Annotated in this window: 10 protein-coding genes; 2 read left to right on the forward strand and 8 right to left on the reverse strand. The window is 59.8% G+C overall.

What is annotated here, in order from left to right; genetic code table 11:
* Positions 1–27: 27 nt before the first annotated feature.
* Positions 28–591: a TetR/AcrR family transcriptional regulator gene (locus J3D54_RS22885; RefSeq protein ID WP_253422972.1), complete on the reverse strand. Its 564-nt coding sequence runs from the start codon at positions 589–591 to the stop codon at positions 28–30.
* Between the two features lie 248 nt (positions 592–839).
* Here J3D54_RS22885 and pssA point away from each other — a divergent pair, with 248 nt between their 5' ends.
* Entirely contained in the window at positions 840–2,183 is a 1,344-nt protein-coding gene (gene pssA / locus J3D54_RS22890) for a CDP-diacylglycerol--serine O-phosphatidyltransferase (RefSeq protein ID WP_253422975.1), read from the forward strand.
* Positions 2,184–2,341: 158 nt separating this feature from the next.
* On the opposite strand, the gene efeO (J3D54_RS22895) is transcribed toward pssA, so the two are convergent.
* From efeO (J3D54_RS22895) to J3D54_RS22925, 7 genes are all read right to left on the reverse strand, one after another.
* Complete coding sequence (efeO, locus tag J3D54_RS22895; RefSeq protein ID WP_253422978.1) at positions 2,342–3,166, reverse strand: iron uptake system protein EfeO; 825 nt, start codon at positions 3,164–3,166, stop codon at positions 2,342–2,344.
* 19 nt (positions 3,167–3,185) lie between these two features.
* Positions 3,186–4,484, reverse strand: coding sequence for an iron uptake transporter deferrochelatase/peroxidase subunit (gene efeB, locus J3D54_RS22900; RefSeq protein ID WP_253422981.1), 1,299 nt, complete (start codon positions 4,482–4,484; stop codon positions 3,186–3,188).
* Between the two features lie 18 nt (positions 4,485–4,502).
* Positions 4,503–5,702, reverse strand: a complete 1,200-nt coding sequence (gene efeO, locus J3D54_RS22905) for an iron uptake system protein EfeO (protein ID WP_253422984.1) — start codon at positions 5,700–5,702, stop codon at positions 4,503–4,505.
* Positions 5,703–5,710: 8 nt separating this feature from the next.
* Complete coding sequence (gene efeU, locus J3D54_RS22910; RefSeq protein WP_253422987.1) at positions 5,711–6,550, reverse strand: iron uptake transporter permease EfeU; 840 nt, start codon at positions 6,548–6,550, stop codon at positions 5,711–5,713.
* Between the two features lie 115 nt (positions 6,551–6,665).
* Positions 6,666–7,673, reverse strand: a complete 1,008-nt coding sequence (locus tag J3D54_RS22915; RefSeq protein WP_253422990.1) for a DUF3829 domain-containing protein — start codon at positions 7,671–7,673, stop codon at positions 6,666–6,668.
* On the reverse strand, positions 7,670–9,379 hold the full coding sequence (locus J3D54_RS22920; protein ID WP_253422993.1) for a J domain-containing protein: 1,710 nt from the start codon (positions 9,377–9,379) through the stop codon (positions 7,670–7,672). The genes J3D54_RS22915 and J3D54_RS22920 overlap by 4 nt, the downstream gene beginning before the upstream one ends.
* Positions 9,376–11,079, reverse strand: coding sequence for a molecular chaperone HscC (locus J3D54_RS22925; RefSeq protein WP_253422996.1), 1,704 nt, complete (start codon positions 11,077–11,079; stop codon positions 9,376–9,378). Before J3D54_RS22925 ends, J3D54_RS22920 begins: the two co-directional genes overlap by 4 nt.
* Before the next feature lie 155 nt (positions 11,080–11,234).
* Here J3D54_RS22925 and J3D54_RS22930 point away from each other — a divergent pair, with 155 nt between their 5' ends.
* Positions 11,235–12,251 carry an AraC family transcriptional regulator gene (locus tag J3D54_RS22930; RefSeq protein WP_253422999.1) on the forward strand — a complete coding sequence of 339 codons (1,017 nt, stop codon included), beginning with the start codon at positions 11,235–11,237 and terminating at the stop codon, positions 12,249–12,251.
* Positions 12,252–12,277 lie beyond the last annotated feature (26 nt).

The raw sequence follows: 12,277 nt of genomic DNA on the forward strand, positions 1-12,277 counted from the left end.
AGCACGTTGTCGGGCTTATTTAAAGTGTTACAGGTCCAATAACTTTCGCGCCATGCATTGCGCATTATCGGCGGCACTGTGATCACCCATCACAAGCGCTACGGTAATGGCACCGTCGATCAGGATCAGCAGCTGTCTGGCCAGCGCCTCCGGGTCTGTTGCGCCATATTCGGTACAGAGCTCGCGCACATAGTCGAGCAGTTTCTGTTTGTGTTCTTTGGCGACCAGGCGAACCGGGTCTTGCGGGTCACCGGTTTCGCCGCTGGTGTTGATGAATGCGCAGCCACGGAAGCCTTCGGAGGCGAACCAGGCCTTGAGCACGGTAAACAGGTTGAGCAGCCGCTCGGCCGGGGTTTGTGCGTTGCCGACTTCGCTCCGATACCAGTGCATCCAGCGCACATCGCGGCGTTGCAGGGCCGCGACGACAAGCTCCTCCTTGTTGGCGAAGTAGCGGTAAATACTTTTTCTGGAGACGCCGGCGGTTTTCACCAGAAGGTCCATGCCGGTGGCAGCGATGCCACTTTTGTAGATCAACTTTTCGGTGACATCCAGAATGATGTCGCGTGTGTCGTTGCTTGTGATTTCGTTCATGTGGCTAACAGTAGAATGATCGTTCTCCTTAAGCAACGTTTTTTCAGTGATCGTTCCCACGCTCTGCGTGGGAACGCCGCCATGGACGCTCCGCGTCCAGCGTTAATGTGACGCAGAGCGTCACGAGATGCATTCCTTTGCTGCGCATGGGAACAATCGGTGCGGGGTCTTTACAGACAGTAACAAGACCCAAACCCATCCATGGTGTAAGCTCTCGGGTTCTTCGGATTCGACCCTTTGCGAGCCTTATGCCGTTGCTTTTCAAACGCTCTCTGCTGCCTAAATTGCGCAGTTTTCCGCTGACCGCCGATGCCGTCACCATCCTCTCTGGCGCTGCCGAGTTCCGTCGTTGCCTGCTGGAAAAAATCGCTCAGGCGACCCGGCGCATCTACATCGTTGCGCTGTACCTGCAACAGGATGAGGCCGGCCAGGAAATCCTCGATGCCTTGCACGCGGCCAAACTGGCGCGTCCGGAACTGGACGTGGTGGTGGTCGTGGATTGGCTGCGCGCCCAGCGCGGCTTGATCGGTGCCGGCAAGCAACCGGGCAACTCAGCCTGGTATCAGGAAACCACCCGTACCCACGAAAGTGTCGTGCCGGTGTACGGCGTGCCGGTGCAGACCCGCGAGTTGTTCGGCGTGCTGCATTTGAAGGGCTTCGTGATCGACGATTGCGTGATTTACAGCGGCGCGAGCCTGAACAACGTTTACCTGCACAAATTCGACAAGTACCGCTTCGACCGTTATCACCTGTTGCAGAACCCGGCGCTGGCTGATTCGATGCACCACTTGATTCAGCACGGCTTGATGACCTCCAAAGCGGTGCATCGCCTCGACCTGCCGAACTTGCCGACCACCCGCAGCCTGCGCCACGACATCGGCGACCTGCGCAGCCGTCTCAAGCACGCGGCGTATGACACCACGGCAGGCAGCACGCAAAAGGGTGGTTTATCGGTCAGCCCCTTGCTCGGAGTGGGCAAGAACAATCCGTTGAGTCGGGTGGTCTGCGAGCTGATCGCCAGTGCGCAGCAGCAGCTGACCATTTGCACGCCGTACTTCAACCTGCCGCTGGCGGTGACCCGGGAAATCAACCGGGCCCTGGCTCGCGGCGTGAAGATCGACATCATCGTCGGCGACAAGACCGCCAACGATTTCTACATCCCGCCCAGCGAGCCGTTCAAGGTGATCGCGGCGCTGCCGTACCTCTACGAAATCAGCCTGCGGCGTTTCGCCAAGCGTCATCAGCGCAGCATCGACAACGGCAAGCTGAACCTGCATCTGTGGAAGGATGGCGACAACACCTATCACCTCAAGGGCATGTGGATCGATCAGCGCTACACCTTGCTGACCGGCAACAACCTCAATCCACGGGCGTTCCGTCTCGACCTGGAAAACGCGCTGCTGATTGATGATCCCAAGGGTGAACTGCAGGAACCGCGTGGCAAGGAACTGGCGGAGATTTTCCAGCACACCCGCCGCATTGAGCGTTACCTGAACCTGGAAACGCTGCCGGATTACCCGGCGGCGGTGGCCAAGTTTCTCAAGCGTGTGAGCCGGGTGCGGATTGAGCGGTTGTTGTATCGGATTTTGTAAGGATTAACACGGCGGGTGAGGTGTGTTGCCAGTGAGATTGGTATCGCGGGCAAGCCCGCTCCCACAGTGCTCGCCGGTGTTCACAGATCTTGTGTACACCGACGAACCTTGTGGGAGCGGGCTTGCCCGCGATGAGGCCTGTCCCGGCGCCGAAAACCTCAGTTCAACCCCAATTTTCCCCGCAACATCGACAAATCCTCAGCCAATGTATTCACCGGCCCGACCAGCGCTTTGCGGTCGCTGTCCTTCACCTTGTCATACGTATCAAAACCACCACCCGTGGTTTTGTACTTGGCCAATGTCTTGTTCACCGTGGCGAAGTTCTTGTCGACTTTGGCCATGAATACCGCGTCTTGCTTCTCGATCTGGGGACGGAACAGGTCAACGATTTTCTTCGCGCCATCAATGTTGCCCTGGAAGTCATAGAGGTCGGTGTGGCTGTAGCGATCTTCCTCGCCGGAGATTTTGGTGGCCGCCACTTCTTCAAGCAACGCGGCGGCACCGCCGACAACTTTTTCCGGTGGGAAGGTCAGGCCGGCGACGCGGGTTTGCAGGTCTTTCACGTCTTTGTTCAAACCGTCGGCCAACTCGTCCAGGCCTTGGGTGCTGTTCTGCGAAAACAACGAGTATTCGATGCGATGGAAACCGGTGAAGTCTTCGGCCTTCACGCCTTTTTCGTGGTCGTCGACCCGCGAGTCGATGGACGCATCGAGGTCACTGAACAGCTCTGCAATCGGTTCGATCGACTCGTAATAGACGCGGGTCGGTGCGTAGAGCTTTTTGGCGGTGGCCAGGTCGCCTTTTTTCACTGCATCGGTAAATTGCTGAGTGTGGCTGGCCAGTTCATCCAGTTGTTCGGTGACGTAGATCTTGTAGTCCGAGATCGGCCCCACCAACTCCAGCGGCGCCGTCGCCGCGAAAGCCGAAAACGGGGTGTTGAGCAAACCGAGGGTGAGCAGTAACGCGAGGGGCGACTTTTTCATGGGACGGTTCCGTAGGGGCTTATGCAGTGGCTTTGGGTTTAGTGGCATTCAGAAGCGATTGACCGATGAAGTCGTTGTCGCCGGTCACGCCGGGCAGGGTGAAGAAGTACCCGCCGCCAACCGGTTTCAGGTATTCCTCCAACGGCTCGCCGTTGAGTCGGGTCTGCACGGTGATGAAGCCTTTTTGCAAATCCGCCTGGTAGCAGATGAACAACAACCCCATGTCCAGCTGACCGTTCTTGTTCACGCCGTTGGAGTAGTTGAACGGCCGACGCAGGATCAGGTTGGCCTGGGTCGCGGCGGTGCGCGGGTTGGCCAGGCGGATGTGGGCGTCGAGTTTGGTCAGCTTGCCTTCCGGGTCTTTGGCATAGTCCGGGACTTGGGTTTCATGCTCTCCATCCATTGGGGCGCCGGTGCTCTTGACCCGGCCGATAATGCTTTGCTGTTCTTGCAGCGGCGTGCGGTCCCAGCGTTCGACGAAGTTGCGGATGATCCGCACGGCTTGATAGCTGCCGTTGACCGCCCAGGCCGGTTCGTCGCTGCCGGGCTGGACCCAGACGATACTGTCCATGGCCTTGGCGTCGTTGGAGTCGGGGTTCGCCGAGCCGTCGCGAAAACCCAGGAAATTGCGTGCGCTTTGCGCCGGCACCCCGGGTTTCGCCGGGGCTTGCGGAGGCACGCTGCCTTCCTGTTTCCAGCGCACCAGCAACAGGTCCGGCAGGTTTTTCACGATGTCGCGCAAGGCGTGGATATTGGTGTCGGCGGTGTTGGAGCAGAACTGCAGGCTCAGGTCGCCGTGGCAGCAGTCGGCTTCCAGTGCGTCGTTGGGGAAGCCAACCATGCGGATCAGCCGCTTGGGCTTGGCGCCGGCCAGGCCGAAGCGCTCGTCGAACAGCGACTCGCCCACCGACACGGTGATGGTCAGGTTGTCGGGTGTGACCACCGGGCCAAGAATTCCCGAATCCAGCGGCGGCAGTTTGGGGTCGACCTGGGTCACCGGGCCGCCTTGCATCAGGAAGGCGATGCGCTCGTTGAGCGTGCGAAACAGCCGCTCAAGGTCGGCGCGGTCGCTGGCCAGCACGTCGAACGACACCAGCATGCCTGACGCCGGGCGCGGGGTGACGATGCCAGTCTGATGCTTGCCGTGGAAGGCGTGGCGGTCTTCGGTTTTGTCGCTGCTCGGCGCTTCGGTGACTTGCGCGGGGCTGGCGGCCATGGCCGGGCAACTCAGGGCCGAACCGGCCAGCGCTACACCGGCGGCGCCCATGCCCATCAATACGCGACGGCGTTGTGCTGAAAACTGTTCTGAGTCATTCATCTGTCTGAGGTCTTCTGCTTACAGGCCGGAAAGGCCAAGGGCGGGATCGATTCCATCGAGTACATCGGCCAGAACCTTGGCCTTGTCGGCGATATGCTTGCGCTGTTCGGCGCTGACAGTGTCGTAGCTGGCGTAGCCATCCTTGACCTTGAAACCGTTGAGTTCGGCGTCGAAGGCCGTGACCGCGCTGTCGATGTTCGGCAGTAATTCAGCCGCAGACTTGCTCAGCAATGGCCGCAACAGCTCGACGACTTTGCGGGTCGCGTCGAGGTTGGCGGCGAAACCGTTCAGGTCGGTGTGGCTGTAGCGTTCTTCTTCGCCGCTGCTGGCGCGTACCTCGGCGAGGCTGTTGAGGTTGCGCACCAGCATGCTCACCAGTTGTTCCGGCGGCAGCGACTGGGCCAGCAGTTGCTGTTTGAGGTTGGTGACATCAATGCTCAGGCGCTGGGCAGCAGGCGTCAGGCCGTCGAGGTTGCGTTGCTCGAACAGTGCGTATTCGAGGCGGTGGAAGCCGACAAATCCCGGATCCTGTTCGCGCTGGTCGAAGTAATCGGCGCGGGCGTTGATCGCGTTGTCCAGTTCCGCCAGGCGCTGGGCCGCTGGAGCCAATCGTTGATAGGCCGCGCGTGCCGGCACATACAAGGCTTGCGCCTGGCTCAGGTCGCCGGCCTCGATCGCTTGCTCAAGGGCGGCGACGGCTTTGATCAGCGCAGTGCTCTGGCTGCTCAGGTACACGCGGAATTCCGACAGCGGACCAATGAACGCCACCATCGACGGACGCGCCTTGGCTGCGGCATCGGAAGCGGCGGTCGGGGTGACGTGCAAGGTGCCGCGCGGGTTGTTCAACAAGCCGCAGGTGATCGCGTAGTCGCCGGGCAACAGGTTGGCGTTGATCACCTGGCTCAGGCCGGGGGCGATGTTCTCGCGCTCTTCGACCACCAGCACGCCGTCAAGGATTTCCCATTCGACGGCACGGTCCGAGCCGTTGACGATACGGAAACTGGCGCGTCCGGCCGGAACCGTCAGCGCGTTCGGTTCGCAGCTGTGTGGGTGAATGGTCACCAGCACCTCATCGTGATTCGTCTGGCGCTTGGCCGCGGCCATTTTCGAGGCGTAGTAGAACAGGCCGCCGGCGGCGATCATTACGATCACCGAACCGGCTACCGCCCAGCGCAAGGCGCGTGGAGGAGAAGCCACTGGAGGAACAGGCGTTGACATGGAAGCCCTTACTGGCTGGAAGCGGAAGAGGGTGTTTGCGCGGGCGCGGCCGCCGGGAGAAAAAACATCACCAGCGCCACCGACAGATAAATCAGATACGCCCCGAGGGTGGTGACGGTCGGTGCGTCCTGGTAACCGAACATCCCTGCCAGCACCGAACCCAATGGGCCATCCATCGGCAGCGTGGCGCTGAAGTCGAAGAGCACGGTTTGCAGGTGATTCCACACGCCGGCTTCATGCAGGGCTTGCACCGAATTGGCGAGAATCCCGGCGGCGACCACCAGGATGAACAAACCGGTCCAGCGCAAGAATGCCGAGAGATTGAGGCGCAGGCTGCCGGTGTAAATCAGGAAGCCGACGATGATCGCCAGGATCAGGCCGAGCAGGGCGCCGATCGGTGCCGCCGGGCCTTCGCTTTGCTGGAACACCGCAAGCAGGAAGAACACTGTCTCCAGGCCTTCCCGGGCGACTGCGAAGAACACCATGGCGATCAGCGCGGTCACTTGATGCCTGGAGCCGGTCAGTGCCTGATCGAGGGAAACGTGCAGTGAATGCTTGATCGAACGCGCCACTTTGCGCATCCAGAACACCATGGAACTGAGGATGCCGACGGCCAGCAAACCGACCACGCCTTCAAACAGCTCTTGCTGCTTTTGCGGGAACTCGGCGCTGACCAGTTGCAGGCCACCGCCGACCAGCAGGGCCAACGCGGCGGCGAGGAATACGCCAATCCACACTGCCGGCATCCATTGACCGCGACCGGTCTGCTTGAGGTAACTGGCGATAATGCCAACGATCAACGCGGCTTCAATGCCTTCGCGCAACATGATCAGAAAAGGAACGAGCATTCAGCACCGGGACGTCATTTGAGAGGGTGCCAAGTTGTAACATGATGAAACTCATTCTCATATGGCATTCATTGGCATTTAGCTGAACGAAAGCTGAACGCATTGGCAAAGTCCGTCAAAACAGCGGATTCACCCGATCGTTGTAGACCTCGATCAACTGATCATAGCGGCGGCCGATTCGTTCGAAGTCATCACTCAACTGTTGCGGCAAGGCCTTGGCCGCCCAGTCGTCGTGCAGCTTGTTAACGGCATCCAGATAGTGCTTGCCGGGCGAACGCACATAGTTCCAGATGTTTTCCGGGTAATCGGCGTTGCTGGTGGCGGGGTTGGCTTGCATGTAACGGCTGCCGTCGTCCCAGGCCTGTTGCAGGATGAGTGTTGCGTCGCTTAGATCACTGGCGGTAAAGGTACGCTCGCGAACACGGTTGTCGAGCTTGAGCATGAGGGTTCGCGCTTCCAGCATGTAGGTGAGGATGTGCGCGTACTTGAGTTGATCCCGGGTCTTGAGCTGCTCAAGCTGAACCTTGCGCAACCCCAGGTCCTCGGCATCAAGCTCGCGGCGCAGTTGGTCAGAAGCGTTGAGGTAGTCATTGACGAGAGGGATAAACAGATTGTCGCGCTCGGCCTTATCCGCCGGGCTGACTGAATAGAGGGGCCTGGAGTTGAAAAAGTCGAAGCTCCTGGCTGCTTCGTTGGCGGCCGTCAGAGTCGTTTCAAAGCGATTTTGCAAGGGTAGCAACTCAGGTGCCGATTTTTGAAGATTGTCCTTTTGCAGCGTGTTCAACCGACAACCATAAGCATCGTGGACGCTCGGGTAGTTGAGTTGCTCGCGAACGCTGGCCATCTGGTCGAAGTCCTCGGGAAAGCGCTTTTTCAAGGTTGGATCGACTGGGAGGTCCCGCTTCAGGTAGTTGGTGTATGCATGGCGCCAGCGACTGTCGACTGAATTGAGGCAGGTAATCAACGGGCGAAGGGCGATGGACTTTTCTCGCTCGGCGAGGTCGGGTTGCTGGATCCAGCGCTGAATCGGGGTCAGAAGGGTGCTTTGATGCTCTCTCAACATACCCAGAAAGGTGACTGTCAGCACGGCGGTAATTGCGATTGCCTTAACGCGTTTGTTCATCGTTGCCCCTCCTGCGCGCCTGATTGCCCATACCATTGCTCCCGGGTGGGGGCGATCCGGCATTCCTGACGACTGTCGAGGGGGCCACTGCAACTGCGTTTGGAGAAAGGTTGCAATCCTTGATCCGGCCCCATCAACTGGTTGCTGGCAACGATGTAAAACAGGAGCGTCAGGCCAATGACCCCAATCATCAGAGCAATCGCCGGTGCGGGTCCCAAGGCGGGCCGCCGAAGCTTGGGGGGCTTGATGTGCAGCGTTTCTGGCCAGACGACTCGACTCAATGCACCTAGCGCCAGCAGCACCACGATGTAGCTGACAAATGCCGGTGCGCCACAACAGGCCCATGTCCAAGCCCCCATCAGCCAGCAGGGCAGCAACTCGCGCAGCACCAGCGGTGCAGGGCGTCTGAAACTGAATCGAGGCGAAACAGCGCGACTCAAACGCACGTCCAATGACCAGAGCCGGTCCGCCATCGGGCGCCAGATCCACAGCAATGCCGCGCCGGGCGTAGCCAGCACGCACAGCCAGAACAACATCGCGGCAAAGCTTGCACCGATACCGGATCGATCACTGAGGTATTGGCCGGCTGCCCAGGTGAGCGATGCGCCAAACAACCCGGCAAACATGGGCCAACCCTGGAGGGGCTGCACAAGGGGCTTCCAGAAATACGGATCGCCGTTTGGCATTTCGCGGCATCGCGCCGGGGCCAGGCGTTGAAGCTTCTCACTGAGCAAGCGGCAGGCATTCCAGTCGGCTTCAAAAAAACGCCGGGCGAAGGCGCTTCGCTCGGCGTCGGTCATCGGCGTCAGTAACAAACGTGCTGCTCGGCTCTGGGGCTCACGATCATTCAGGTCGGCCAGGCGTTCCAGGGTTTCAATAAAAACCTGGCTATCTCGGCGCTGCAACAGTGCCGTCCAATAAGGTGGCGGGCAACGCCCTTCGGTTTCGGCTTCGTTCGCGGCGGCGTGCCAGTGCTGATGTGTACACAGCGTTTCGAACACGTGGATCGACCAAAAGCTCGAATCCACCAGTAAACGGGCCACGGTTTCATTGAACCAGTCGTGGCGTTCGAACGGCTGCAACCAGTCGGCTTGTTTGAGCGCTAGAAAGCGCTCGATGAATGCATCGGCCTGGCCAGCGTCAAGCAACTCGCGCAAGCACTTTTCCACATGCGTACAGTAAGCGCGAAGCAGCAACTCAAGCGCTTGCGGTGATAGATCCAGGCGTTGCCAGGCACTGAGCCAGTTGAACTGCTCCAGTCCCCAGGCTGCCAGCAACATTCTGTCGTCGCGCGGTGACAGGCACATCATCAGCAACTGATCTTCGAACTCTCGGCTGCAGTGAGACACCCGTGCATGTGCCAGACGTTCATCGAGTCGGTCTACCGTAACGTCTTCCAGTAACTGCTCCGCCCGTTGTGCTCCGGCGTGCTGCTCAAACTCTATATGTTCCAGCTCGAAACTGAGCCCTGCGTCAAACGACGGTGCAGGTGGCTGAAGTTCAACCGTGGGTTCGCGCTGACTGAACGACGGCATCGCCGGTTCGCGGCGACTCCATTCCATCGCCTGCTCGTAAGCTTCGCGCAGACGCTGGAAACCGCTCGGGTCTTCATCCGGGCGGTGTACTTTGAGCAGTGTTGCGTATTGGCGTTTGATGCTGCGTGAATCGGCATCGGCTTCCAGCCCCAGAATGGCCCAGCAATTCATCGCCACAGGCCTTGTTCCAGTTCATCGAGCTGTTGCGTCAGTTGCAGGCGCAGATCGCGTATCGTTCGTTCGTCCTGAGTGTCGAGTATTTGCTGGAAGCGGTTGGCCATGTGATCGAGCCGTTGGCGCAAATCGCCGAGGCTTTCCTGATACAGCCGCTCGAGGCGTGCAGTGAGCAGACTGTTGACCTGTTGTTCGCGCGGATGAACCTTGAGGTTGGCCAGCGCGGCCAGGCGTTGCTGGATCTCTTTGGGGTCGAGTACGCCGGGATTATTTTCGATCACCAGCGTCCGGCGCTCACCGGTGCGCTGTATCAGCGCCTCGGCTTCAAGCAGGCCGTTGTTATCGTAAGTGAAACGTACGTCGATGCTGATCTCGCCAGCCCGCGCCACTGGCACTTCAATTTCCATTTCACCCAGGTGGATGTTTTCTTTTACCCAACGACTTTCGCCCTGAAAGATCTTCAGCAGCACGATGCGTTGACTGTCCCGAAGGGTGCAGACCGTTTTGACCCGGCTCACGGGGACCACACAGTTACGCTCGATGATGGGCAGGTAATGACCGGATTCCGCACCTTCGCCGACGCTGATTGCGGTTTCGATGCCAAGGGTGTACGGGCAAACGTCGGTCAACACCACCTCTTCGAGTGCAGCATCCCGGGCCTTGAGGGCTGCTTGCACCGCCGCACCCAGCGCAATCGATTCGTCCGGGTTAAGTGCAATCGAAGGAAACCGGCCGAACAAACCGGCGACCATCCGCCGGATCATCGGCATGCGGGTCGTGCCGCCCACCAGCAGGACTTCGTCGAGCTCCGATGGTCGAATGCGTGCGTCGCGCAGTGCGGTTTCGATCGGTGTGCGCAGACGTACGAGCAGTGGCGCGCAGAGTTCGGCCAACTGCGTCTGGGTGAACGTCTGCTCCCATTGACCGGCGCCATGGCGCAGGACGAAGGTCGCGCTGTCAGCCTGGCCAAGGGCATGACGCACGCGCTCGGCTTCGCGACGCAGGCGATGGGCGACATTCGGCTCCGTCAGCGAGGGCATGTCGCTACGGTTGGCGTGTGCGGCGACAAAGGCCTGAACCAGCACGGTGTCAAAGTCTTCACCGCCCAGAAAGTTGTCGCCGGCGCTGGCGCGCACTTCCATGACACCGTCGAACAGTTCGAGGATCGACACATCGAAGGTGCCGCCACCGAGGTCGAACACCAGAAACGAACTGGCGCTGTCGCGTTGATGCAATCCGTAAGCGAGGGCCGCGGCAGTCGGTTCGTTGATCAGCCGTTCGACCTTGAGGCCGGCCAACTCGCCGGCGATTTTCGTGGCTTTGCGTTGAGCGTCATTGAAATAGGCGGGTACGCTGATCACCGCTTCAGTGACCGTTTCTCCGTAGCAGCGTTCGACGTCTTCCTTCAGGCTGCGCAACACCAGTGCCGACAGTTCTTCCGGGCGGAACGATCGGGTGCCGAGACGAAGTTCATGAGCACTGCCCATGTGTCGCTTGAACAATGCCGCCGTCAGGTGTGGATGAGTCTGCAAACGCTCCTTGGCAGCCTGACCAACCAGCACTCGGTTCTCGTCGTCAAGGCCCACCACGCTTGGGGTCAGCAGACTTTCCAGGGCGTTGGGAACCAGTTCGGGCGCGCCATTGCGCCAAACGGCAACCAGACTATTAGTGGTGCCCAAATCAATGCCGACGATCATAACGTTTACAACTCCATGTCAATTCGGGAATTTCCGGCAACAGCCTATCGGCCACAAGGGGCAGGTAGTTGAGCAGGCTTTTGCGCAGGACTGGCTTTTTACTCCGTGCTGCCTAAGATGGCCAACAGAATAATCAGTACACCTGAGTGACGTTTATGTCGGAAAAGGACACCATCTCCATTCAACTGGTGCGTGAAGCGCTGTTGCAAAGTTGCGCCCCGGGCGCTGCCACCGAAGAGGTGTTGAACAAGGTCGGTATCGCCCCGGCGCTGCTGGACAACGCCGACGCCCGTGTTCCGGCCACCGCCTATGCGCGCCTGTGGCGTTTGCTGGCCCGGCGCGGGGATGACGAGTTTTTTGGCATGGACCCGCGCAAGCTCAAGTCCGGCAGCCTGGCGTTTCTCTGTCGCTGCTCCATGGTTCAGCCGAGCCTGGCCGCCGGGCTGACCTCGGGCCTGAGCTTTCTGTCGTTGATGCTCGAACGCCTGCCCGCGCAGCTGGTTCGCCAGCAAAGCCTGGCGGAAATCGTCCTGCTCGAAGACGACGAACAACCGCGTCGCGCCTTCACCTATTTCACTTACTGGATGATCGTGCACGGCGTTGCCTGCTGGCTGGCAGGCCGGCGGATTCCGATCCTGGCCATCGAACTGCGCTGCCCGGCGCCGGATTTTTGCGATGACTATAGGGTGATGTTTTCCGAGAACCTGCGATTCGACCGGCCGCGCACACGGATGATTTTCTCCGCCGATTGCCTGGATTTGCCGATCAAGCGCAGCGCCGAAGAGCTCAAGCGCTTTCTGGCCCATGCGCCGGCGAACATTCTGGTTAAGTACCGCGACCCCGAGAGCCTGGCCAGCCGGATCAAGCACGATTTGCGGCAACTGCCCGCCGAGCGCTGGCCGGAAACCGAGGCATTGGCGCAGCAACTGTGCATGTCGGCTTCAACGTTGCGCCGTCGCCTGGCCGAAGAGGGCCAGACGTATCAGGGGCTCAAGGACAGCGTGCGCAAGGAACTGGCCATCGTCTGGCTAGCCGAGCCGGCCATCAGCTTCGCCGAAATCGCCACCCGTTTGGGGTTTGCCGATGCAAGTTCGTTCTACAAGGCATTTCGCAAATGGTCGGGGTCCAATCCTGGGCATTATCGGAGTTTGATTCTGAACGAAGCCAGTTGATCCGGATTCAGTGGTGCCCGCGACGG

Origin of the sequence: Pseudomonas sp. GGS8 (genome assembly GCF_024168645.1) — a bacterium.
Classification (GTDB): domain Bacteria; phylum Pseudomonadota; class Gammaproteobacteria; order Pseudomonadales; family Pseudomonadaceae; genus Aquipseudomonas.

Bases quoted from the DNA above. Each gene is read 5' to 3' on its own strand.
- efeO (WP_253422984.1), bottom strand. From the start codon at position 5,702: ATGTCAACGCCTGTTCCTCCAGTGGCTTCTCCTCCACGCGCCTTGCGC.
- efeO (WP_253422978.1), bottom strand. From the start codon at position 3,166: ATGAAAAAGTCGCCCCTCGCGTTACTGCTCACCCTCGGTTTGCTCAAC.
- pssA (WP_253422975.1), top strand. From the start codon at position 840: ATGCCGTTGCTTTTCAAACGCTCTCTGCTGCCTAAATTGCGCAGTTTT.
- J3D54_RS22920 (WP_253422993.1), bottom strand. From the start codon at position 9,379: ATGAATTGCTGGGCCATTCTGGGGCTGGAAGCCGATGCCGATTCACGC.
- J3D54_RS22930 (WP_253422999.1), top strand. From the start codon at position 11,235: ATGTCGGAAAAGGACACCATCTCCATTCAACTGGTGCGTGAAGCGCTG.
- efeU (WP_253422987.1), bottom strand. From the start codon at position 6,550: ATGCTCGTTCCTTTTCTGATCATGTTGCGCGAAGGCATTGAAGCCGCG.
- J3D54_RS22885 (WP_253422972.1), bottom strand. From the start codon at position 591: ATGAACGAAATCACAAGCAACGACACACGCGACATCATTCTGGATGTC.
- efeB (WP_253422981.1), bottom strand. From the start codon at position 4,484: ATGAATGACTCAGAACAGTTTTCAGCACAACGCCGTCGCGTATTGATG.
- J3D54_RS22925 (WP_253422996.1), bottom strand. From the start codon at position 11,079: ATGATCGTCGGCATTGATTTGGGCACCACTAATAGTCTGGTTGCCGTT.
- J3D54_RS22915 (WP_253422990.1), bottom strand. From the start codon at position 7,673: ATGAACAAACGCGTTAAGGCAATCGCAATTACCGCCGTGCTGACAGTC.